Source organism: Thermococcus aciditolerans (assembly GCF_008152015.1).
GTDB lineage: Archaea > Methanobacteriota_B > Thermococci > Thermococcales > Thermococcaceae > Thermococcus > Thermococcus celericrescens.
Genome location: NZ_CP041932.1, coordinates 1875627 through 1896438, shown reverse-complemented (window position 1 = coordinate 1896438; position 20812 = coordinate 1875627). Strand labels below are relative to the sequence as shown.

The 20812-nt window shown below is 55.5% G+C and carries 21 protein-coding genes and 1 tRNA gene; 10 read left to right on the top strand and 12 right to left on the bottom strand.

Annotated features, from left to right (window positions below):
- Positions 1–269 precede the first annotated feature (269 nt).
- From FPV09_RS10400 to FPV09_RS10390, 3 genes are all read right to left on the bottom strand, one after another.
- A complete protein-coding gene (locus tag FPV09_RS10400; protein ID WP_148883349.1) occupies positions 270–2087 on the bottom strand; it encodes an aldehyde ferredoxin oxidoreductase family protein in 1818 nt (605 codons plus the stop codon).
- A 163-nt stretch (positions 2088–2250) separates the two neighbouring features.
- Complete coding sequence (locus FPV09_RS10395) at positions 2251–3375, bottom strand: tungsten cofactor oxidoreductase radical SAM maturase (protein ID WP_148883840.1); 1125 nt, start codon at positions 3373–3375, stop codon at positions 2251–2253.
- Positions 3376–4232: 857 nt separating this feature from the next.
- Positions 4233–4310, bottom strand: a tRNA-Arg gene (locus tag FPV09_RS10390).
- A 138-nt stretch (positions 4311–4448) separates the two neighbouring features.
- Here FPV09_RS10390 and FPV09_RS10385 point away from each other — a divergent pair.
- The 3 genes from FPV09_RS10385 to FPV09_RS10375 are packed head-to-tail and all read left to right on the top strand — an operon-like array spanning position 4449 to position 6145.
- A complete protein-coding gene (locus FPV09_RS10385; protein ID WP_148883348.1) occupies positions 4449–4814 on the top strand; it encodes a BlaI/MecI/CopY family transcriptional regulator in 366 nt (121 codons plus the stop codon).
- A 5-nt stretch (positions 4815–4819) separates the two neighbouring features.
- Positions 4820–5602 (top strand): M48 family metallopeptidase, encoded by a 783-nt coding sequence (locus tag FPV09_RS10380; RefSeq protein WP_148883839.1) that lies wholly within the window; start codon positions 4820–4822, stop codon positions 5600–5602.
- Between the two features lie 6 nt (positions 5603–5608).
- On the top strand, positions 5609–6145 hold the full coding sequence (locus FPV09_RS10375; protein WP_058939592.1) for a deoxycytidylate deaminase: 537 nt from the start codon (positions 5609–5611) through the stop codon (positions 6143–6145).
- Here the strand turns inward: FPV09_RS10375 and FPV09_RS10370 are convergent.
- On the bottom strand, positions 6142–6507 hold the full coding sequence (locus FPV09_RS10370; protein ID WP_148883838.1) for a DUF2304 domain-containing protein: 366 nt from the start codon (positions 6505–6507) through the stop codon (positions 6142–6144). The two genes, FPV09_RS10375 and FPV09_RS10370, sit on opposite strands and share 4 nt — an antisense overlap.
- 5 nt (positions 6508–6512) lie before the next feature.
- Complete coding sequence (locus tag FPV09_RS10365) at positions 6513–7835, bottom strand: glycosyltransferase (RefSeq protein ID WP_148883347.1); 1323 nt, start codon at positions 7833–7835, stop codon at positions 6513–6515.
- Between the two features lie 57 nt (positions 7836–7892).
- On the opposite strand from FPV09_RS10365, the gene FPV09_RS10360 reads away from it, so the two are divergent.
- A complete protein-coding gene (locus FPV09_RS10360) occupies positions 7893–8801 on the top strand; it encodes an MraY family glycosyltransferase (RefSeq protein ID WP_148883346.1) in 909 nt (302 codons plus the stop codon).
- Here the strand turns inward: FPV09_RS10360 and cas6 are convergent.
- Positions 8758–9507: a CRISPR-associated endoribonuclease Cas6 gene (gene cas6, locus FPV09_RS10355; RefSeq protein WP_148883345.1), complete on the bottom strand. Its 750-nt coding sequence runs from the start codon at positions 9505–9507 to the stop codon at positions 8758–8760. The genes FPV09_RS10360 and cas6 overlap by 44 nt on opposite strands.
- Positions 9508–9724: 217 nt before the next feature.
- Between cas6 and FPV09_RS10350 the strand changes: the two genes are divergently transcribed.
- Entirely contained in the window at positions 9725–10921 is a 1197-nt protein-coding gene (locus tag FPV09_RS10350) for a proteasome-activating nucleotidase (protein WP_058939597.1), read from the top strand.
- On the opposite strand, the gene FPV09_RS10345 is transcribed toward FPV09_RS10350, so the two are convergent.
- On the bottom strand, positions 10908–12041 hold the full coding sequence (locus FPV09_RS10345; protein ID WP_148883344.1) for an MFS transporter: 1134 nt from the start codon (positions 12039–12041) through the stop codon (positions 10908–10910). The two genes, FPV09_RS10350 and FPV09_RS10345, sit on opposite strands and share 14 nt — an antisense overlap.
- 83 nt (positions 12042–12124) lie before the next feature.
- On the opposite strand from FPV09_RS10345, the gene FPV09_RS10340 reads away from it, so the two are divergent.
- Genes FPV09_RS10340 through FPV09_RS10330 form a run of 3 tightly spaced genes read left to right on the top strand, consistent with a single transcriptional unit; the run spans position 12125 to position 14139 of the window.
- Positions 12125–12676, top strand: coding sequence for a hypothetical protein (locus FPV09_RS10340; protein ID WP_148883837.1), 552 nt, complete (start codon positions 12125–12127; stop codon positions 12674–12676).
- 42 nt (positions 12677–12718) lie between these two features.
- A complete protein-coding gene (locus tag FPV09_RS10335) occupies positions 12719–13648 on the top strand; it encodes a serine/threonine-protein kinase RIO2 (protein WP_148883343.1) in 930 nt (309 codons plus the stop codon).
- Positions 13648–14139: a hypothetical protein gene (locus tag FPV09_RS10330; protein WP_148883342.1), complete on the top strand. Its 492-nt coding sequence runs from the start codon at positions 13648–13650 to the stop codon at positions 14137–14139. Before FPV09_RS10335 ends, FPV09_RS10330 begins: the two co-directional genes overlap by 1 nt.
- On the opposite strand, the gene FPV09_RS10325 is transcribed toward FPV09_RS10330, so the two are convergent.
- The 4 genes from FPV09_RS10325 to FPV09_RS10310 form a co-directional block, all read right to left on the bottom strand.
- Positions 14129–15076, bottom strand: coding sequence for a radical SAM protein (locus tag FPV09_RS10325; RefSeq protein WP_148883341.1), 948 nt, complete (start codon positions 15074–15076; stop codon positions 14129–14131). The genes FPV09_RS10330 and FPV09_RS10325 overlap by 11 nt on opposite strands.
- The gene (locus FPV09_RS10320) at positions 15073–16248 is read right to left on the bottom strand and encodes an MFS transporter (protein WP_148883340.1); all 1176 of its coding nucleotides are present in this window, start codon (positions 16246–16248) and stop codon (positions 15073–15075) included. The genes FPV09_RS10325 and FPV09_RS10320 overlap by 4 nt, the downstream gene beginning before the upstream one ends.
- Before the next feature lie 3 nt (positions 16249–16251).
- Positions 16252–17172, bottom strand: coding sequence for an isoaspartyl peptidase/L-asparaginase family protein (locus FPV09_RS10315; protein WP_148883836.1), 921 nt, complete (start codon positions 17170–17172; stop codon positions 16252–16254).
- Positions 17173–17238: 66 nt separating this feature from the next.
- Positions 17239–18153, bottom strand: coding sequence for a phosphate signaling complex PhoU family protein (locus tag FPV09_RS10310; protein ID WP_058939604.1), 915 nt, complete (start codon positions 18151–18153; stop codon positions 17239–17241).
- Positions 18154–18241: 88 nt separating this feature from the next.
- On the opposite strand from FPV09_RS10310, the gene FPV09_RS10305 reads away from it, so the two are divergent.
- The gene (locus tag FPV09_RS10305) at positions 18242–19408 is read left to right on the top strand and encodes an MFS transporter (protein ID WP_148883339.1); all 1167 of its coding nucleotides are present in this window, start codon (positions 18242–18244) and stop codon (positions 19406–19408) included.
- Between the two features lie 9 nt (positions 19409–19417).
- Here the strand turns inward: FPV09_RS10305 and FPV09_RS10300 are convergent, their stop codons facing one another.
- Positions 19418–20002, bottom strand: a complete 585-nt coding sequence (locus FPV09_RS10300) for an indolepyruvate oxidoreductase subunit beta (RefSeq protein WP_148883835.1) — start codon at positions 20000–20002, stop codon at positions 19418–19420.
- 123 nt (positions 20003–20125) lie between these two features.
- Here FPV09_RS10300 and FPV09_RS10295 point away from each other — a divergent pair, with 123 nt between their 5' ends.
- A complete protein-coding gene (locus FPV09_RS10295; protein ID WP_148883338.1) occupies positions 20126–20812 on the top strand; it encodes a class I SAM-dependent methyltransferase in 687 nt (228 codons plus the stop codon).

Genomic DNA, 20812 nt, shown 5'->3' with positions numbered 1-20812 from the left:
ATTTCAGCATCGGGGCACTACGCCCGTCATCGGAGCACTGTATTGTACGTTTACAATATAAATATTTCGATTTTAAAACGTATTATTGCATATGGCATTAACAGAGAAATCTTTCTGGATCTATTTGTAAACATTAAATACAACAAATCGTAAGTTGTGAGACGAAAAAATCACAACAAAAAAGTGGATTTACAAGATTAACACTACATTACGCACATAAGTTCCGCAGGATAAAAATCCCAACAAAGAAATGAAAGGCAATAACTGGGTCAGAGTTCCTCGATTCCGAGCTCCTTCATCTTCTCCTCGGTTATCTTTCCGTCCTCGGTCCAGCCGCGGAACTTGTAGTACTTCGGAAGCATCAGGTGTAGCCTGACGACGTGGCCCTTGTTCGGCCCGTTCCTGACGGGCTCCTCAAGCAGTCTCTTCGGCAGGGTGTCCTCCTTGAGCGGGTCGAGGCCGGCTTTCAGGTTGAAGAGCCTCTCGGCGTTCCAGATGCGCTCGCCTATCTTGAGGTACTCCTCGGTCGAGAGGTCCCAGCCAAGGGCGGCGTTCAGCAGGTCGCGATAGTCATCGGCGCCGAGTCCGAAGGTCGTAAACACACAGAGTCCGGCGGCGTCAATTAGAGCCGTGAGGTCCTGGAAGAGGATGACCATCTTGACCTTCTCGTCACCGATGTCGTGCGGGTCCATCTTGTACGGATAGCCGAGAATCTCAGGGCTGATCATGTACTGCTTGATGTGGCAGCCGCCGCGGTTGTTGGTGGCGTAACCGAGGCCGTGTCCCTCTGCTCCACGCGGGTCATACGCTGGAAGCTCCTGCTTCTTGACGCCCATGAAGTACTCGGTGTGGCCGTACATCTCGGCGAGGCGGTAGCCGCCCTCGGCGAGCTTGTCTCCGAAGCCCTCCCTCTTGGCGATCTTCTCGATGTAGTAGTGAAGGACCTCGCTGTTGCCCCACCTGAACGGGGGCGCCTCCTCTCCGAGGTCCTCCTGCTTGAGGATGCCCTTCTCGTAGAGCTCCATCGCCGTTGCGAGGGTTCCACCGAGGCTTATGGTGTCCAGACCGTACTCATCCGCCATGTGGTTGGCGTGGATTATGCTCGCGAGGTCGTTTATGCCGTTGTGTGCTCCGAGCGCCCAGATGCTCTCGTACTCCGGCCCTTCGGTTATTCCAAGGGTTGGGAGCTTGTTGACCCTTCCACAGCCAATCGGACAGGCGTAGCACGGCTTGTTTCTGATGAGATACTTCGCCGCCATGGCCTCACCGCTCTGCTCCTCCGCGTACTCGAACTGGCTGTACTGGAAGTTCCTCGTTGGATACAGACCGTTCTGGTTGATGATGTTAACGAGAACGGCCGTTCCGTACTTCGGCAGCCCTCCTCCGGCTGTCGGGTCGTTCCTCAGCTTGTCGGTCTTCTCCTTGACGACGCTCGTGAACTTCGCCCTGTCGGCAACCTCGACGCGCTTGTGGCCGCGGACGACGATGGCCTTGAGCTTCTTGCTCCCCATGACGGCCCCAACGCCACCCCTAGCGGCGGCGCGGTGCTCGTCGTTCATAACGGCAGAGAAGCGGACGAGGTTCTCACCGGCCGGTCCGATGAGCGCCGCACGAATCCTCTTGTCACCGATTTCTTCTTTGAGTGCCTCCTCAGTCTCGCTCGAGGTTTTGCCCCAGAGATGACTCGCGTCCCTTATCTCAACGCTCTCATCGTTGATGTACAGGTAAACCGGGTGGTCAGAGGCGCCCTCAACTATGATGGCGTCCCAGCCCGCGAACTTCAGCTCCGCACCGAAGAAGCCGCCGGAGTTTGCCATGGCGATGTAACCCGTCAGTGGGCTCTTGGTTATGACCATGTACCTTCCGCCGGTCGGGGCGGTAGTGCCGGTCAGTGGACCGGTGGCGTATACAATCTTATTCTCGGGGCTCAGCGGGTCCACGGTGGCGTCCATCTCCTTGAGGAGATAGTAGATGCCAAAACCCCTCGTTCCCAGCCATTTCTTCGCGAATTCCTCGTCAAAATGCTCCTCTTTTATGGTCCCGTTTGTCAAGTTCACTCTCAAAATTTTTCCCCAATACGCAAACATACTTTGAAGCCTCCAGCAGTTCTTGGAAACATTTTTGTACATTGATGTTAATAAATTTGACGAAAGCAAAAGAATGCAACATTGATGAACAAATTAACTCCTTCTGTTTAACAAAATTCTCCAGGGAAAGGTGAATTCAATGCACGATATCGATGGAACGACCTCACCAGAATCCCTTCATGCCCTTCTCAGGAATCGGACAGAGAACTATACGCCTTGACCAGAGGCAGTCCGCGCAGCTTGGTGTGTTGCTCCAGCAGTCATAGTTTGTATCCTGAACGAAGGAACAGGACTCGTTAAGGGGACAATCCGTACAGCTCGGATAGAGGGAGTTCTTAACAACGAACCTAAACCAGCTGTACTCCCTGCTCGTCCATATATCCTTCAGACTCCTCTCCCTGACGTTCCCAAATGAATATGCATAAACCTGCTTTTTCCTTCCAAAAACGATCTCGGGATATGTGTGGAGGAAGCGATAGCACGGGGCGACCTCACCGTCCCATCGAATTACGGCAACCTTCTTGTCAACGAACTCACACTTGCGCTCCGTCCTCAGGGAGAACTCGGCTATCTTGTGAAGGTAGCCGTGATAGATCGCTTCGAGTTTGTCAACGATTGGTTTCATGTCAACGCTCCCGTCGTAGACTATCAACTCCGCATGCTCCTCGGCGATGGGTATGAGGTTGGAGATCAGGAGTGTATCCACACCGAGGGAGCCGACGTAGTGCGCTATCTCCGGCAGTTCCAGGTAGTTCTCCTTCGTGGCAACGACTTCAACGCCTATGTGTGGAACATCGCTCCCGAGTTCCCTCTTGACCTCCTGTATCTTCCTTATGCGCGAGCTTGTGTAGTCGGGCTTTATGTGGCCTATATCAACGGGCTGGGTTGGGATGGAGTCTATTGAAAAGTATATCAGATCAAGGCCAATTTCAACAAGCGTCCTTATGCGTTCATCCGTTAGAAGGAAGCCGTTGGTGCTTATTCCCAGCGCAAATCCCCTGTTCTTGACTTCCCTCACCATTTCCATGAAGCGCGGGTGAACGGTGGGCTCGCCAATTCCCCCAAAATATATCATCTCCAGCTCAGGGAGCTCCTCGGCGTCGTCGAGTATCTTCATGAAAAGCTCCCAGTCCATATCGCCTTCGGGGTCCTCCCAGTACTGCTTGAAGCACATCTCACAGCGGAGATTACAACGGTTGGTTATCTCAAGGTAGAGGTATCTAAGGTCCGGTTTCTTGGGGATTAAAACCTTGTAGTCCGACAAATCGAAAAGGTGGTGGTCCTCCATATCCGACACCTAAAGGCGAAGTTTTAAACAACCCCTTATAACGGTTGGTGGACATTATTGGGCAATAGGTTATGGCCGGAGGGCACCCTCTGGCAGGCAAAATCCAGCCGAGTGCACCGCCAAAGGAGAACTATCAAGAGCCATTCTCTGGTTAGGATTGGGGTTAAGAAGCAAACTAAAAATCATCAACATTAATCAAACTCAACGGGACTATCACCCCTTGAATCGAGCAAAGCTCGACATCGCGCAGGCGAAGTTTTCGGGGACGTATGGGCGGAGCCGCCCAGCAACCTTTGCTCGTGCAAAGCTTGACCAAGGGAACTTTGCTGGACAAAGTTTCATCAAAGTCAGTGATTCTCTTTACATAATCTGGTTTCGAAGTGGTTTTATATAGATGTTGCCCTTTTGATAGAATTGGATTCTGCTTTCCAGGGCTTGTTTAAAAAGGGTTCAGAGCTTTAGCGCTCCCTTGGAGCGCGGGTTGGAGTTGAACCCTCACGAGGAGAACCTATGCGGATAATCCAAGTTTCAAAAGCAGGCTTTAAACCCAAAACTCCCTTCTCAAGGAATCAGCGTTGAAAGGAATCACAATCCTTTAACAAAGTTTGATCAAAAGTCCCCTTTCTGTTAAACTGTCGCAAGATAAAGCGTGCACTCTAAAATTCGCTTATAAAGGAGAGTTTACCAACAAAACTAGCCTCTTGAGCAGTTTCGCTTTTATTCCGGCGTCCGAAGGACGCCTTGTGGGGAGTGAAATACTGTAGAACTGCCAATTGACGAGTAAACCACATAGAAAACAAGCATTTTTAAAATTGCACGCACTCCTTCCGCCAGCGCTTGCGTAAGCAAGGGCTGAATGGCGGGCCGGGCGGGATTTGAACCCGCGACCTTCGGCTCCGGAGGCCGACGCTCTATCCATGCTAAGCCACCGGCCCATGCCCATAGTTATTCCAGGCAGGGATTTAAAAATCTAATTCTTTCCAAAATGGAGCACTGTACACAGTGGTACCCAAGTGCACAAAAACTTTTTAGCCCCGACACCCTATCATACATTAGGGAAGGATGGTGGTAACATGGAGCCGCACGAGTTCAAGCTTACCGAGGAGGGAATGAAGGCCGTTCTCCCGCCGCTCGAGGCGGAGATAATGGAGCACATGTGGAAGGTCAAGGTGGCAACGGCCGGCCAGGTCTACGAGTACATGAAGGAGAAGCACCCTGACATAAGGCGTTCTACCATAAGCATACTCATGAACCGCCTCTGCGAGAGAGGGCTGCTCAAGAGGAGCGTTGAGAAGGGAAGGGGTGGAATGAGGTACGTCTACGCTATAACCGCCACCAGAGAGGAGTTTGAAGAAAAGGTTGTCCAGAGCATACTGGATGCCCTTATGACGAACTTCAAGGAGGCGACCTACGCTTACCTGTCCAAGATTAAGAAGTGATGACGATGCTGTTCATCGTAATAGCCCTTGAAGTCCTGCTGGCAGTGATAGCACTGGCCGAACTAGGCCTCGAAATATCGCTGGTGGCCTTCGGGACCGTGCTGGCGCTCTACGTGTGGGCCTCAACCCACGACATCAAGGGCGAGTACGTTCCCCTCCAGCGGAGCGAGATGCCCTGGCTCTACGACGGCATCGCAGAGATGGCCAGGAAGGCGGGCCTGCCGATGCCAAGGGTATACATACTGGACGAGTACATCCCCACCGCGTACTCATTCAAGAACACGATAGTGCTCTCCCTCGGCCTGTTCGAAGTCCTCGATCAGGAGGAGATACTGGCGGTGGCCGCACACGAGCTGGGGCACATAAAGAACGGCGACACCAGGACCTTCCCAGTTCTTGCCTACGGGAGGTACCTTATGGTGATGTTCACAGTGGTCCTGATGCTCCTGACCAGAAGCCCGGTTATCAGTACCGCCTCACTGACGCTCCTAGGTCTCTATGAGGTGACCCGCGCGAACTTCCACAAGGAGCGGGAGTTCCAGGCGGACGAGACCGCCCTGAGGCTCCTCGACACACCGATGAACCTCAAGCGCGCCCTGGAGGAGCTGAAGTACTACGAGGACCTCCGCGTCGGCATCAAATCAAGCGTGCTCCCGAGCATCGAGCCATCAATCGAGAGGAAGCAGAAGGTTCAAATAATCGAGACCCACCCAAGCTACGATGAAAGGATATTCCGGATCATCATCGAGATAGACGGAAACAACATGTTCAATAAGCGCATGCAGTGATGAACCATGCCGGTTGAAATCTTCCTGGACAGGGAGAAGGCGGACAGGATAAAGCGGATACGGCCGACCAAGGACGAGTACTTCATGCTTATAGCGAAGCTCGTATCGCTCCGCGCGACGTGCCCGAGGCTCCGCGTTGGGGCCGTCGCCGTCAAGGACGGCTACATCCTGGCCACTGGATACAACGGGGCCCCGCGCGGAATGGATCACTGCATCGACGCCGGCTGCCTGATAGTCGATGGACACTGCCACAGGGCTGTTCACGCGGAGCAGAACGTTATAGCCATGGCGGCCAGGAAAGGCATAAGCCTCGAGGGGGCAACGCTCTACGTCACCCACTTCCCCTGCGACATCTGCTTCAAGATAGTCATAAACGCCGGAATAAAGGAGATAGTCTACGAGGAGATGTACCCCAACGAAGCGACGGAGATTCTGCTGAAGGAGGCCCAGAGGAAGGGGATAGTGAAAATACGACAGTTCAAACTGCCAAAGGAGCGCGTTAAGGCATTTCTGGAGGAACTCTTTGGGGAGTTCAGGGTTTAGTGCTTCTTTTCCATCTCCTCAAGCCTTCTGTTTATTTCCTCAAGCTCTATCGCTATCTTCCTCGTCAGTTCGGTTATCTCCCGCTCGGTTTTATCGACCGTGAGGTACACCCTGAAGATGAGTATGTAGGAGAGACCGATTCCTATGACGAACAGGGCGTCGAGACCCCTCCCAAGGCCGAGGAGTTTCCTGATCTCGTTGGCTATCTGAACCGGGAATATCGAGACTACCAGCAGACCGATGAGAATGGCCTCCCAGAAGAGAAAGTCGCCCCACTCGAACTCCCCGCGGCCGTACCTGCCCAGGACGTATACCATCAGGACGAGGACGACCGCTATGGCTATGTACTGAACCGCATACATATCCATCACCTCAGCTTATCGAACAGCAGGTTGAGCGCGATTTTAACGCCCTCAAATATGTTGGTGCCCTTTTTCATCGAGTACTCCGTATAGACGGCCTTTATTGGAACCTCAACTATTCTGCACCCGCTTTTGGCGGCCTCAATGATGATTTCGCTCGAAACGGCGTATCTGTCGCAGGTTATCCTTATCCTGGCCGCGCAGTCGCGGCTGAAACACCGAAGTCCGCTCTGGCTGTCGCTGACGTACTTCCTGGCAAAAACTGCTGTTATCGCGTCGAGGACGAAGTTGCCAAAGCGCTTGACAAACGGCATCTGGCTGGTGTCGCCCCTGAGGCGGGAGCCGACCGCGAAGTCCGCTTTACCCTCTGCAACGGGCTTCATTACGCGGAGGGCGTCGCTCACGAGGTGCTGACCGTCGGCATCGAAGGTGAGGATCAGCCGGGCGTTTTTCCTGAGTGCGTAGGCGATGCCCGTGCCGAGGGCACCGCCGAGCCCCCTGTTGACCAGGTGCGTGAGAACGTGAACGCCCTTTGAGCGGGCTATCTCCTCGGTCCTGTCGCGGGAGCCGTCGTTGACAACGATTATCTCGTCGCGCCTGAAGTAGCGCAGCAGATCCTCCAAAACGGTGCCCACCATGCGCTCCTCGTTGTAGGCAGGGACGACGATATACGTGTCCAGAAGGGCCTCAATTAGACTTCTGAACTCCTCCATCGTTGGAACCTCGAAGTCCGGCTCCACATCGACGGAGAAGCTCATCCTTCCGGACTCGTGAGAGGTTATCATGACCGAGAGCGCTCCAAGCTTCTTCGTCGGCAGTATATCGTAACCGTGGTCGCCGACTACGAGGGTTCTGGTCGGCTCAACGCCGAGGGCTTCGATTATCCGCCCCAGCTGACCGGCGTTCGGTTTAAGTTCCCCTGGGGGGACATCGTCCCGCGTGGACACCACGCTGAAATATCCAGCTATGCCGTGCATCTCAAGGGCCCTGAGGGCAGCCTTCCTGGAGCTGCGGGTCATCACCGCCATCCGGATACCCCTTTCCTTGAGAAACTCCAGGGTTTCCCTGACGCCCTCAAAGAGAAAGCTCTCAGATATGCGCTCGGTTTCAAGCTCCACCATATGAGAATAGAGCTCTCCGAAGTCCCTGCCCATTTCCCTCGCTATCCTCCAAAGGCTCTCGTACATCGGAGTGAGGTCCCCGAGGGTCTCCCTGGGTATTCCCTCGGCCAGGAGCCTGGATTTCAGCTCCTCCTTGAGTTGAGTAAAGGGTTTTGGAGCACCAACGAGCGTTCCATCGAGGTCGAAGACTACGAGCCTTACGTCCATGCCGTCCACCGAAGGGTTTATTTTTTGGGCGTTCCTACAAGCAGAGGGTGCCTGGATATGATAGAGGTTGCTCCGCTTATAGGTTTAACCCTGACGCTCATCCTCACCCCTTACCTCGCGGGGAGATTGAAGCGAGCGGGCATCATCGGAAGGGACATACACAAGCTCGACCGGCCAGAAGTTGCCGAGATGGGCGGACTGGCGCTCCTCGTTGGCATCCCCTTGGCGCTGGCACCGTCCCTCGATCCCGAAACCGCCCGGGCCCTCCTTGTATTCCTGCTCTTCGGAGTCGTTGGAATCGTGGACGACCTGACGGCACTCAGACAGTCCCACAAGGTGGCCCTCTCCCTCCTGGTCGCAGTTCCGACTGTGTTCTTCGGGGTATCTTCGCGGATAGACATCCTCGGCCACACCATCGATCTTGGAATCCTCTACCCCGTCTTCGCGGTGCTTTTCGTTACGGGCTCGGCAAACCTGGTGAACCTGCTGGCCGGCTTCAACGGCCTTGAGATTGGAACCTCCGCCGTGGCCCTGGGCTTTCTGGCTGTGGTAACCGACGGACCCGCCAGGGGTCTGGCGCTGGCGGGATTCGGCGCCGCCCTGGGGTTCCTGTGGTGGAACCGCTACCCTGCGAGGGTCTTCCCAGGCGATACCGGAACGCTGAGCATTGGGGCGCTGATTGGGCTCGTTGGAATACTCGGAAAGGTCGAACTTTACGCGGCGATACTCCTCGTCCCGCACTTTCTGGACTTCGTGATAAAGGCGGTTGGAGTTAGGTTTGGGGTCAGGAAACATGGAAGAACGGAAGTCCTGCCCGACGGGACGCTGAGGGCACCGCCGTACCCCAGCTTTCTGGGAACGATAATGAGAACGGTCAGGGTGAACGAGCCGAGGCTCGTCGCGATAGTCTGGGGGATAGAGTTCATTCTCGGGCTTCTGGTTCTTGCTCTTCATCTATCACCTTGACCATCCCGAAGCCGTACCTCGTTTTTTCCCCAAAACCGTTCTCATAGCCGAAGCGGGCGATCTCGGAGGAGCCGGTGTAGCGGAATATCATGAGCGAGCCGCGGTAGTATGTGTCCTTAACGAGTATCCTGACGGGCTTGAACTTGACAACGTCTATTGAAAAGTCCCTCTCCTCGGGCATCTCCCCCATTATGGCAGAATAGCGCATGAGCATTACCTTGCGGAGCTTGTCAAAGAAGCTCTCCTCGTTGGGGTAGAGGTCCCATATCTTCATCCGGTTGCCGCTCAGCTTAACCGTCCTGACCATTATCGGGCTCAGCGTCGAGAACAGGGCGCTCTCCTTTATCCGGGGTTCCTTGAGAACCTTTATGTCATCGGCGATGAAAGTGGCGTCCCCAATCTGCAGAATCGGACTGTCGATGAAGCCCTCAACGACCGCCTTTATCAGCTCGTTCGAGGAGGACGAGATGTAGAGCGAGACGTCGTCCGAGAGAACCCTAATCCCCCTGTCCGGGATGAGCTCGCGCTTCCGCACCATTATGCGGGAAAATGTGAAGTAGTCAACATGACTCACTTCTGCTTCCCTGGCTATTTCAGGGGAAACTACGGCCATTTTAGCCACAAGCTGAGTGTAAACGTCGTAATTGTAGTTAAACGGCAGAATCGTGCCCTCCTCCGCGGGCCTGAACTTTATCTCCACCCTCATTACAACCCACCCCTTGATACAGCCTTTCTATACTCCGCGTTTAAAGTTAATAAGAATTTCGCAGATTAAACCACCGGAGGATTACTTCAAAGAGATGTCGGGAGAATCCGCACGTTTTGTACCAACAAGTATATAAATCGCCCCGCCAACCCTCTTGGGAAGGATAGAGTTAAAAAGACCCTTCTACAGAAACCTTAATTGTGAGAGGTGAAAGGTTATGAGCGTTGAAAACGTCGATATCAAACCAACGGACGAGTACGATGATTACGTCATATATCTGAAGAGACGCATAAGGCAGCTTGAGCTCCAGGTGAGAACCCTGGAAGCCGACAAGGAGAGACTGGAGAGAGAGCTTTCCCGCCTGAGAATGGAGATGTCCAGGCTCAGACAGCCGCCGGCCTTCGCGGGGACGCTTCTTGAACTGCTCGACGAGGACAGGGCGATAGTCCAGAACTTCAACGGACCGCGCTTTGTCGTCAGGATAGCGCCATGGATCGAGCGCGAGAACCTTAAGCCGGGTTCGAGGGTGGCCCTCGATCAGAGGACGATGGCCGTCGTGGAGCTCCTCCCCAGCGAGAAAGACCCAAGCGTCCTCGGATTTGAGGTCATCGAGAGACCAACTGTCAGTTACAAGGACATAGGGGGCCTCGAGAAACAGCTGCAGGAACTCAGGGAGGCAATAGAGCTTCCGCTCAGGCACCCGGAGCTCTTCGAGAAGGTCGGAATCGAGCCGCCGAAGGGGGTTCTCCTCTACGGTCCACCCGGCTGTGGAAAGACCCTCATGGCCAAGGCCCTGGCCCACGAGGCCAACGCGACCTTCATCCGCGTCGTTGGCAGCGAACTCGTGAGGAAGTTCATAGGAGAGGGCGCCAGACTCGTCCACGAGCTGTTTGAACTCGCCAAGGAGAAGGCGCCGACCATAATTTTCATAGACGAGATAGACGCAATAGGAGCGAAGAGGATGGACGAAACCACGGGCGGCGAGAGGGAGGTCAACAGAACCCTCATGCAGCTCCTGGCGGAGATGGACGGCTTCGACCCAAGGGGCAACGTCAAGATAATCGCCGCCACAAACAGGCCGGACATCCTCGATCCGGCTCTGCTGAGGCCCGGCAGGTTCGACAGACTCATAGAGGTCCCGCTCCCGGACTTCCGCGGCAGGCTGGAGATAATCAAAGTACACACGAGGAAGATGAACCTCAGGGACGTCGACCTGCGCGTCATAGCGGAGATGACGGAGGGAGCCAGCGGTGCGGACCTCAAGGCCATAGCGACCGAGGCAGGAATGTTCGCCATAAGGGCGAGGCGCGAGTACGTCACCCAGGAGGACTTCATGAAGGCCATCGAGAAGGTCTTCGGCGCGGAGCAGAGGCTCGCCCAGCAGATAGCGATGCACGAAGTCATGTACGGCTGAGCCGTCCCTCTTTTCTTCCTTCCATACCTTCCTCCAGTTTTACGACCGCCCACGCCAGCATGTACATGGCGGGTATCGACAGGAAAGCCTTCTCGTAGCCGAAGTGATCTATCAGGAGACCGACGAGATAGGGCCCCACCGTGGCCCCAAAGAAGCCCACCATGTTGACGAAGCCCATAACAGAACCGAGGTTCTCTCCTGTGGCCTTTTCAGAGGTGTAGGCGGTGACTATGGCGCCGACCGAGTAGAACGTGATGCCCAGCGGGACGATAACCCACGGGGATGCCGTCACAGCCAGGAGGAGCGTGAGGAGGGCGTTGAGGCCGAAGACCACAGCCACGCTGCGCCTCCCAATCCTGTCGTACAGTCCGCCCCCAACGAGCGAGCCGGCGATTCCAATAACCGAGAGAAGGGAGAACAGCAGGGACGCAGTTTCAAGGGAGACCCCCGCGTTCACCAGGAAGGACACAAGGAACGTGAGGAGACCAAAGAAAGCCGCCAGGACTATGAAGTTCGCCGCACTGAGAAGGAAAACGTTCCGCGGGATGGAGAACGTAACCCGGGAGGGCCTGGACACCTCTCCCCGGACAGCAAGGGCCAGTGCGATTCCGATCGCCGTGCTCAGCGCGGAGAGCACCAGGAAGGCGTAGCGCCATTCGAGGTTCACCGCTATGGGAACGACTATCAGAGGCGCTATCCCGCTGCCGACGGGTGGGCCCACCATAAAGACGCCCAGCGCGGAGCCCTTTCTCTCGCGATAGACCTCACTTATCAGGGCAGTTGCGGGGGCGTAGTACAGGCCGGAGAAGATTCCATAGACGGCCCGGATAGCGAGGAGGTCCCAGTAGCCCCGGGCAAAGATTATGAGGGCCGAAGAGAGCGAATAGCCGATTATGCTGAGGGTGAGGAGACGTTTTCTGCCGATTCTGTCGCCGAAGTAGCCCGCAGGAACCTGGACAAGGGCGTAGGGCAGGAGAAGGGCGGTCATCAGGAGCCCGGCCTCGGCGTTGTTTATTCCCAGCTCGGCCTTTATCATGGGGATGAGGGGAGGGATCGCCATTCTGTGGGCATAGTTGAATATCCAGCCGAGCGAGACCAAGAGGAGGAGCCTCTTCCGCATGGTTTCGATAAAGGACTAAGCGTTTAAAAAACTGTCTGTCCAAAGGCTTAAGAACAATTATGAATAGTAATTTGCGGATAGTTATGACAAAGAAAGGACTATTCCTAACTATTGGGATCATTGCAGTAGCCATAATTGGGATGCTATATCTGAGAGCTCCAAGAGAACTGACCACCAAAGGAGACCCAAGTGGAGCGGTAGAGTTCGGCAACCGGACAACCAAATTGCTCTATTACAAGGAAAATGAGATCGCCCACGTCAGCACCATAGCAGAGATGAACGGGCATGTTCTTATCTCGATCTCCCATTCGGGAGATACAACGATAACTTCCATTAAAGTGGTTATCAAAAGCCCAGGAGATGGAACGGTGTATTTCCTCTTTCCGGAGGGAGGCCCATGGAAAAACATTAGAATGGAAAAGCAGTTTGAAGACTATCTTACAATCAACACAGTAGAACTTCACGACCTAGGCATTCTAGGAGAAGGAACGATTACACTTGAATATTCAATCACCCCAATTTGTGATTTCGCCCACCCAGTTGAAGCCAGTGTAGAACTTCATCTAAGAGATGGACTACAAAGATACTCCGGAAGAGTACATTTCATCTACAACTTCTGCTCCCAGAGCAACTAATGTTTATAAATGCCAGCAGGGAACCGATTTTAGGGAAGGGAGATGGTGAGCAAGCTACTGGCACTGGAGGCCTATCCCAACCTGCGGGACCTCGACTTCAGGATACTCAGAGGGGTAGAGCTGAACATGCGGCACCACCGCTGGGTGCCCCTGGAGGACATCGCGCGCTTCACGAGAACGGACATTGAGACCGCCTCGTTCAGGCTCGGAAAGCTCGACGATTGGGGGCTCGTGGCTAGGAGGAGCGACATCGGCTACATAGGATACCAGCTCACGATACACGGCTACGATGTCCTCGCCATAAGGGCGCTCGCGAAGAAGGGCGTTATCGAGGCGATAAACCCCGCCCATGTGGGCGTGGGAAAGGACGCTGACGTTTACATCGGAATGACCCCCTCCGGCGAAAGGGTCGCCGTCAAGTTCAACCGCATCGGTGGAAGAACCGCATCGCGGAGGGCTGGCTACCACGGCCACGTCTTCCAGGATAAGCGCCACACGAGCTGGCTCTACGTCTCGAGGCTCATCGCGAAGAAGGAGTACGAGGCGCTAACTCTTCTGAGCCCGATAGCCCGGGTGCCGAGGCCGGTAGCATGGAACAGGCACGTGGTCGTCATGGAGTTCATAGAAGGAACCGAGCTGGCGGAGCTTCGCGACACGGACCTGACGCGGGAAGAGGCGGCGGGGATACTCGACCGCGTCCTGGAGGAGTACCTCAAGATAGTCCGCTTCGGCATCGTCCACTCGGACATGAGCGAGTTCAACGTGGTTCTGACCCACGGCGAGGGCGAGATACTCATAATAGACTGGGCCCAGCACATAACGACCGCCCACCCAGAGAGCTATGAACTTCTGAAGAGGGATCTGCGGGTGGTGCTGAACGCATTCCGGAGACGGTGGCGTGTGGAGAAGAGGTTTGAGGATGTCTGGCCGGACTTTGAAAAGGCCTGGCTCGAGAGCCGGGGTGAGGGATGATGGTTATAAAATACGAACCTCTGAACAGGCGTGAGAGGATCATGAGGCTCTTCCGGGAGGCCATAGAGGCAGAAAATGCCAGAGACCTCGAGACCGCCAAGCGGAAGCTGGACGAGATAATGGAGCTGGCGAGGGACGAGGAGCCGGAGTTCTACTTCGAGGCCTGCTTCAGACTCGCGGATATATTCCTTCAGGAGGACAACTACAGGGGAGCCGTGAAGTGCGCCATACGCGGGGTACACCGCGCGCCCAACGAAGACCTCTATCGGCTCGGGATAAAGAGGCTCGGGGACGTTCTGTTCATAATGAAGGAGGAGAACCGGCTCGGGGAGGTCTCCGAGGACATGGACGTTACGCTGAGCCTGGTGAAGAACGACGAGGAGCTTTACCGCTTCGTTCAAACGCTCGTGAAGATAGCGAGGGGAGAAAAGGTCGAGGAGCGGTTCTCGCTGGAGGAGTTCAACGAGATAATCGGGCTCCTCAAAGGATAGAGTCAAGAACACGCCCCACGTAGTCCCCCACCGGCCTCTCTGGGAAGTTGTATGGCTCTTTCTTTGGTCTTTCGTTGTAGTACGGCCTGTTGCAGCCGGGGCAGCCGTGGGTGGTGAAAACTTCCGGGGGAATAAGCTCGGCAAGCTCCTCTCTGTCGATTCCAAAGCCGATTAGGGAGCCGTCCCCATCGAACTCGAAATCGCCGGGCGTGGCAAGCCTCTCCTTTATGAGGTAATGGGCCACCTGGATTCTCCTGTACCTCGTGAGGCTCGGAGGCTTCGCGTTCTCAAGGCGGGTTCCCCTTATGGGCGTGAAGGCGAAGAGGGAAACCCAGGCGCCCATCGAGTACGACCTCCAGATGGTCTCGACGGCTTCCCTGTCGGTCTCTCCGAGCCCAATTATGAGGTGCACGAGGGCCTTTCCATCGCCGAAGACGTCGATGACGTCTTTCGTGAAACGCCACATCTCGTCCCAGGAGTAGAGGGAGTCCTTGATCTCCGGGTAGAGCCTCTCGCTGGCCACGTCGAGGCCAACGCCGATGTAGTCGACCCCCTTTGATTTGAACTCCTCAAGGACCCCCCTATTCACTGGGGTTATCGAGACCGAGACCGGAAGGCCCAGCGGCTGGAAAAGGTCGAGGAGTTCGATGACGTCGGAGACCAGTTCGGGATAGTCAACCGTCTGGAGGCATATCCTCGCAAAACCGCCCCCTGGAAGGCTTTTAATGACTTCCTCCACGCCGAAGGCCGGCCAGGTTATGCGGGACAGTCTCTTGAGATCCGCCCCGCTTCCCCTCGCCTGGGGACAGAAGGCGCAGTTGTTACGACAGCGGCCGTCGTGGTACGTCATGAGGTACGCGGTGGTTGGTCTGGCCAGCATCCTGGCCCTTACGAGTCCCATCGCTATGGCAGTTCCGTAGGAGACCCTGACTTTCATCTCTTCCTACCTCCTAGTATGAGAGGCGCGTGGACTATTATAAGTGATGCGGCCGCTATGAATGGGAGCAGTGGAAAGATCCCGGCGTAGCCTCTGATGCCGGCGACGTAGCCGAGGGTTACCTGACCCCCAAGCATTCCGAGGTCGAAGAACATCGTGTAGACGCTCGAACCCATCGTCCTTATCCTCTGAGGGAGGTTTCCAAGGGCCATGAGCTGCATCGCGGGAACAGAGAGGCCGAAGCCCGCGCCGATTAGGAGTGCGCTGACGTAGGAGTAGGGCGGGAGCCTGTAAAGGATCAGCACGATGTAGCCGAGGATAACGAGGAGCATGCCGGCACGTATGACGGGAATCGGGCCCATCCTGTCGGCACTTCTGCCACCCACGAGTCTCATTATGAAGCTCGATATCCCGATGACCATCATGTAGAAGCCGAACAGGCTCTGGGGCATCCCCAGTACCTTGTAGAGCGCGGGAAGGTAAGTTATGACGCCGGCGTAGGAGAAGGAGAAGAAGAACAGCGCCAGCGACGCGGCAACGAAATAGCTCCTGAGGAGCTCTGAGTAGCTGACATCCTCGTGCCTCTCCTCCCTCCTGGCAACGGCCCTTCTGCCATCGAGCCAGACCGGGACTACGAGGGCGAGGCCAACGAGGGAAAATATCACGGTGAAGGAGAAGGCCCCAACGAAGCCGAGGAGGTCGGAAAGGTAGCCGCCGAGGGCCGGGCCGATTATGTTGCCGAGGGAGAACATCATACCTCGCCAGCCCAGCGTCTCGCCGACGCGCCCCTCCGGTGCAAGGTCAACGGCGGTTGAAAGGCTCGAGGGGAAGAATATCCCCATGGAGAAGCCGTGGATCGCCCTGGCGAAGGTGAATATCCACAGATTTCCGAGGAGTGCCGAGGTTATGTAGAGGAGCCCGGCCAGCATTCCGAGGACGTTGCCGGCCATCATAGCCTGGAACCGATACCCCCTATCCCCGATGAGGCCGCCGATCGGTTTCGAGAACAGAGAGACGACGGAGGCAACTCCCGCGACCAGGCCAACTAGGAATGGGGTGGCGTTGAGGGTTATCGCGAAGGGCGATATTATGGGGTTGACTACGCTTATTCCTAGGAAGAAAAAGAAGGTCGAGAAGTTGAGGAGCCAGATGTCCCGGAGCGCTCTGTCGATGGCTCAAACCCCCGCTGTGGGTTTGTCCATTCCCTCTTTCATGAAGGCGTGGCTCATGTGTTTCGTATTTTTCGCGAAGCCCACGTTGCCCCTGGCGTCAACCATTATTATGCCCATGGTGTCGGCGCCGAAGTACTTTGTGGCGAGACTTATCGCGGCCTCGCTGGCGGACTGGGCGTCCATTCCGAGGCGGACGAAGTCGGTGGCGCTTTTGGCCAGGGCGAGTTTTATCGCCACTTCGCCGAGACCGGTGCAGGAAGCCCCGGCAACTTCGTTGGCGTAGGTTCCGCCTCCGATTATCGGGGTGTCACCAACCCTGCCGAACATCTTGAGGAATACCCCGCCGGTGGACGTTCCTGCCACTACCTCCTCGCCGTCGAAGGCAACAGCCCCAACGGTACTCCTCAGCACCTCCGGGTACTCCTTGATGAGCTCGTTGAGCTTCTTCCAGTGCCTCGTTTCTCCGCTTTCAACGAGCTTCTTCCTCAGCTCCTCCCACTGCTTCAGCCTCTCGTCGGTCACTGGGTTGTACTCCTCGAAGCCCATGAGCCTGGCGAACTTTACCGCTCCCTCGCCGTTGAGGAGCACGTGGTCGGTCTTCTCCATCACCTTCCTCGCGACGCTTATGGGGTTCTTGACGCCCCAGATTCCGGCAACGGCGCCGGCTTCGAAGGTTCTTCCGCGCATTATGGCGGCGTCCATCTCGACCTTCCCATCGAGGGTAAGAACGCTCCCCGTGCCCGCGTTGAAGAGCGGGTTGTCCTCGAGGGCTTTGACGGCCTCCTCGACCGCATCTAAAGCAGAACCCCTCTTGAGTTCGCGCCAGCCGGCCAGAACAGCCTCTCTAACGCCTTCGATGACCTTTGGAATGCGCTCCTCCTTCCTTATCGTGCCGGCACCGCCGTGAACTATTATCGCAACCATGAGAACCACCGTAATAAAAAGTCCTCGAATGGTTAAAAGAGTTGTGGAAACGAAAAGATATGAACTTCAGCTCAGGGCCATGTTGATTATCGTCTCGCCGATGTTCTCAAGGTACTCGAGAATCCTGCGGTAGCTCTCAAGGGCTATTGACTGGCGGTAGTCGATGGAGCGTATCTCCCCCTTGAGCTCAAGCATCAGCCTGTCGATCTTCGTGAGGTCGCGCTCCTCAATCTGAGCCATCATCTGGCCGAACTTCTCCTTGAGATACGGAACGTTTACCTCGCCCGGGTTCTCGGCGATGCGCGTTATGTGGTCTCCGATGCGCTCGATGTTCCGGACTATGAAGAGTATGCCGAGCAGGTCAAAGGTCCTCCTGATTATGCCGCTCTCCTCGGTGACGCCGCGCTTGGTGAGGATCCTGTTGACCGCGCGGATTATGAGGAAGTAGAACCTGTCCAGCTCGTTCTCGAGGTCGTTGATATCTCTGAGTATCTCCTCCTCACCGGGGTTTTGAATGAGAAGCTCAAGGTCACCGAGCATGGACATTATGAGCGAGCGAATCCTGTTGAGGAGCTCGGCCAGGTTGACCTCCTCCTCGTCGAGGAGACTCTTGGCCACCATCCTCTGGGGTTCGTCGAGGATTATCTCAACGCCGGGAAGGCTCTGGAGAACCTTGCGCATCCTCACCTTGTAGAGGGGCATCTCGCCGGAGAGCACAATCTCAAGAACGTCGTAGCCCTGGATGTAGGCCGAGATAACGAGCCTGACCGCCATGTCGGGGGAATATTCGCGAGATATCGTAAGGACCTTCCTCTCACTTATCTCCTTCGGCTCCTTGGGGAATATCGTTATGCTCCCGTCAGGGTTTATTGAGAGCGGAACGACGTCTCCTTGGCTGAGGCCGTGTTCCCTGACCCACTTCTTGGGGAGGGATATTATGTATGAACTCCTGCCGGTAAATTGGATTTTCCTGAACTCCATAGATATCACCGCCGATATATAGACGAGGAGCGGCGTATAAAAGGCTTCGGTTCGACAGACTTATAAACGCTAAGATTAACGTTAGCACATGTTCCAGGACTACAGCAGGGACGCGAAGATACTCATAGCGGCCAACGCGGCGGGCCAGCTCTTCCTCCAGTTCTCAATATTCATCATGCCATTCTATCTGGCAGTTTTAGGCTACGATATGGCGGCAATGGGAACGTTCTTCTCGATACAGACGTTCACGGGGGGACTGTTCTTCCTGATAGCCGGCCAGGTCTCACTGAGGCTTGGTTACCGGAGAACCCTCCTCATCTCCGCCCTCCTCGGACTGGCCGGGAGGCTCCTCCAGGTGGCCGCGATAAACGACTACGTCCTCGCCCTCGGCTTCTTCCTGGTCGGTGCGAACATGGGGCTGAGACAGCCGAATTTCACGGCACTACTCAGCGAGGAGGTTGGTGAGGAGAGGCGCCATCATGCATTCTCGATAAGCTTTGGCTTAGGAACGATATTCAACGCCCTGGGAGTCCTCATAGCGGGCTTCGCGCCCGGCTTTTTCGTGGGGCTCGGGCTGACCGAGGGAATAGCCTACAGGCTGGTCATCTCGCTGGCGCTCCTCCAGTTCGCCCTCGTGATTCCGGCGCTGTTGATGATACGGGACGTTCCCGTGAGGAACCCGAGGATAAACTGGAACCGTGAGCTGGTCGTCAAGATACTCAAGTTCTCCCTTCCGAGCGCGCTGATAGGCTTCGGGGCAGGAATAACGATACCCTACATGAGCCTCTACTTCAAGCTCCAGTTCGGGCAGACGCTCGCGGCTATAAGCGGGATATTCTTTTTCCAGCAACTGGCGATGGGCCTCGGTTCCTTCGGCCTTCCAAAGCTGGTTCACAGGATAGGGCCGGTCAAGGTGATAACGTCCTTCCAGAGCATAGCGGCCTTTCTCTTCGCGATATTCCCCTCGATAGAGACCTTCCTGTTAGCGGCACTGCTCTACGTCGTCCGCTCCATCCTCATGAACATAGTGTGGCCCATAAACGACTCCTTCATGATGGGCTTCTTCTCGACCGAGGAGAAGGCAACGGCCGCCGGAATAAGAAGGGCATTCTCGACCTTCATGCGCGGCGGGGGAAACTACGTCGGCGGTCTGCTATTCGGCATGTCCCTGAGCTATCCGTTCTACGCGACTGCGGCGCTCTACGTCATAGCGACGGCGATATTCTACGCATTCTTTATAAAGCACAACAAGTGAAAAGAAAAGTCAGCCCTTTGCGAGCTCGATTCCCCGCTCAAGGGCCCTGAAGTTGATCTCCCAGAGCTTCTCCCTGAGGGTGAGCCTTACCCCCTCGTAGAGGGACTCCTTCTTGAGGGGTACGAGACCCTTCCCGTAGGTGTAGCCAAGCATCAGGACGCCGAGGGTTCTAGGGCTTATCCTATCGGCCTCGCACTGGAAGTCCATCATGTACACGGGGCAGATTTTGCCGATGGCTTCCTTTATCTCCTCCAGCTCTGGATACTTCTCCTTCCCGACGAGGGTCGTTGCCGTGTGGATCGGATAGGCGTTTATCACGGCCGTGCTGTTTTTACCCAAAAACCGGGCGTTTCTCAACGCCTCGGCAGGTTCAAGGGCGAGCATGAGGTTTGCTTTACCCTCCTCAATGAGGGGTGAGTAGACCGCCTCGCCAAAGCGAAGGTAGCTCAGAACACTGCCATAGCGCTGGCTCATTCCAAGGGTTTCACCTATCCTGACATTGTATCCCTCATGCATGGCGGCGTTCCCAACGATTCTTGAAAGTGTCAATCCACCCTGGCCGCCGACTCCGGTGATTATGAGGTTAAACTCCATCGGCACCACCGAGATGCATTGGAGGGAGCGGATAAAAACCTGTTGTCGAGAAAATTCGGAAAAAGTAGAAAACCACACAAACTTTTGCGGCAAATATTTAAAGACACACGAGTAAGTAAAAACATGGGCTTCGAAAAGTACTACGAGGCGTTTCCGGCATACACGGACGTATACTCGGAGGAGTATCGAAAGCGTATTGAAGCACTGGAGCCGCTCCTGATGAAGCACATGCCGGCGAGGGGAAAGGTTCTCGACCTGGCCTGTGGGACCGGGGGGTTCTCCTTTCTCCTTGAAGACCTGGGATTCAACGTCGTTGCCCTCGACAACAGCGACGTCATGCTCTCCAAGGCAAGGGAATTCGCAAAGGACAGAAGGTCAAAGGTCGAGTTCGTGAAGGGAGACGCCAGAAAACTGCCCTTCGAGGAGAACAGCTTCGACTACGTGGTTTTCATAGACAGCCTCGTTCATTTCGAACCGATGGATCTAAATTCAACCTTCAAAGAGGTCGCAAGGGTTCTCAAACCGAGTGGGAGGTTCATCCTTCAGTTCACCGACCTGAGGGCCCTTTTACCGGTTCTCACGAACGGACAGGTAGTAGGCACGGAGTACTGGATAAGCAGGGTTTTACCAGACACCGACGAAAAGACCGTGGTTCTGGAGTTCCAGAGCGAAAAAGAGCATTTCCGCGTCAGATTCAACGTCTGGGGAAAGACCGCAGTGGAACTGCTGGCAAAGCTATACTTCAGGCAGCTCCACAGTGAAAGGATGAACGAGCACAGCTACTTCCAGGTTTACGCGCCGAAAAAATGA

Coding starts and splice junctions, on each gene's coding strand:
- cas6 (WP_148883345.1), bottom strand. CDS start 9,507: ATGAGGGTGGAGATAAAGTTCAGGCCCGCGGAGGAGGGCACGATTCTG.
- FPV09_RS10295 (WP_148883338.1), top strand. CDS start 20,126: ATGGGCTTCGAAAAGTACTACGAGGCGTTTCCGGCATACACGGACGTA.
- FPV09_RS10360 (WP_148883346.1), top strand. CDS start 7,893: ATGATAGAGGTTGCTCCGCTTATAGGTTTAACCCTGACGCTCATCCTC.
- FPV09_RS10375 (WP_058939592.1), top strand. CDS start 5,609: ATGCCGGTTGAAATCTTCCTGGACAGGGAGAAGGCGGACAGGATAAAG.
- FPV09_RS10400 (WP_148883349.1), bottom strand. CDS start 2,087: ATGTTTGCGTATTGGGGAAAAATTTTGAGAGTGAACTTGACAAACGGG.
- FPV09_RS10300 (WP_148883835.1), bottom strand. CDS start 20,002: ATGGAGTTTAACCTCATAATCACCGGAGTCGGCGGCCAGGGTGGATTG.
- FPV09_RS10380 (WP_148883839.1), top strand. CDS start 4,820: ATGCTGTTCATCGTAATAGCCCTTGAAGTCCTGCTGGCAGTGATAGCA.
- FPV09_RS10315 (WP_148883836.1), bottom strand. CDS start 17,172: ATGGTTGCGATAATAGTTCACGGCGGTGCCGGCACGATAAGGAAGGAG.
- FPV09_RS10345 (WP_148883344.1), bottom strand. CDS start 12,041: ATGCGGAAGAGGCTCCTCCTCTTGGTCTCGCTCGGCTGGATATTCAAC.
- FPV09_RS10370 (WP_148883838.1), bottom strand. CDS start 6,507: ATGTATGCGGTTCAGTACATAGCCATAGCGGTCGTCCTCGTCCTGATG.
- FPV09_RS10385 (WP_148883348.1), top strand. CDS start 4,449: ATGGAGCCGCACGAGTTCAAGCTTACCGAGGAGGGAATGAAGGCCGTT.
- FPV09_RS10330 (WP_148883342.1), top strand. CDS start 13,648: ATGGTTATAAAATACGAACCTCTGAACAGGCGTGAGAGGATCATGAGG.
- FPV09_RS10335 (WP_148883343.1), top strand. CDS start 12,719: ATGGTGAGCAAGCTACTGGCACTGGAGGCCTATCCCAACCTGCGGGAC.
- FPV09_RS10395 (WP_148883840.1), bottom strand. CDS start 3,375: ATGGAGGACCACCACCTTTTCGATTTGTCGGACTACAAGGTTTTAATC.
- FPV09_RS10365 (WP_148883347.1), bottom strand. CDS start 7,835: ATGGACGTAAGGCTCGTAGTCTTCGACCTCGATGGAACGCTCGTTGGT.
- FPV09_RS10305 (WP_148883339.1), top strand. CDS start 18,242: ATGTTCCAGGACTACAGCAGGGACGCGAAGATACTCATAGCGGCCAAC.
- FPV09_RS10340 (WP_148883837.1), top strand. CDS start 12,125: ATGACAAAGAAAGGACTATTCCTAACTATTGGGATCATTGCAGTAGCC.
- FPV09_RS10350 (WP_058939597.1), top strand. CDS start 9,725: ATGAGCGTTGAAAACGTCGATATCAAACCAACGGACGAGTACGATGAT.
- FPV09_RS10325 (WP_148883341.1), bottom strand. CDS start 15,076: ATGAAAGTCAGGGTCTCCTACGGAACTGCCATAGCGATGGGACTCGTA.
- FPV09_RS10310 (WP_058939604.1), bottom strand. CDS start 18,153: ATGGAGTTCAGGAAAATCCAATTTACCGGCAGGAGTTCATACATAATA.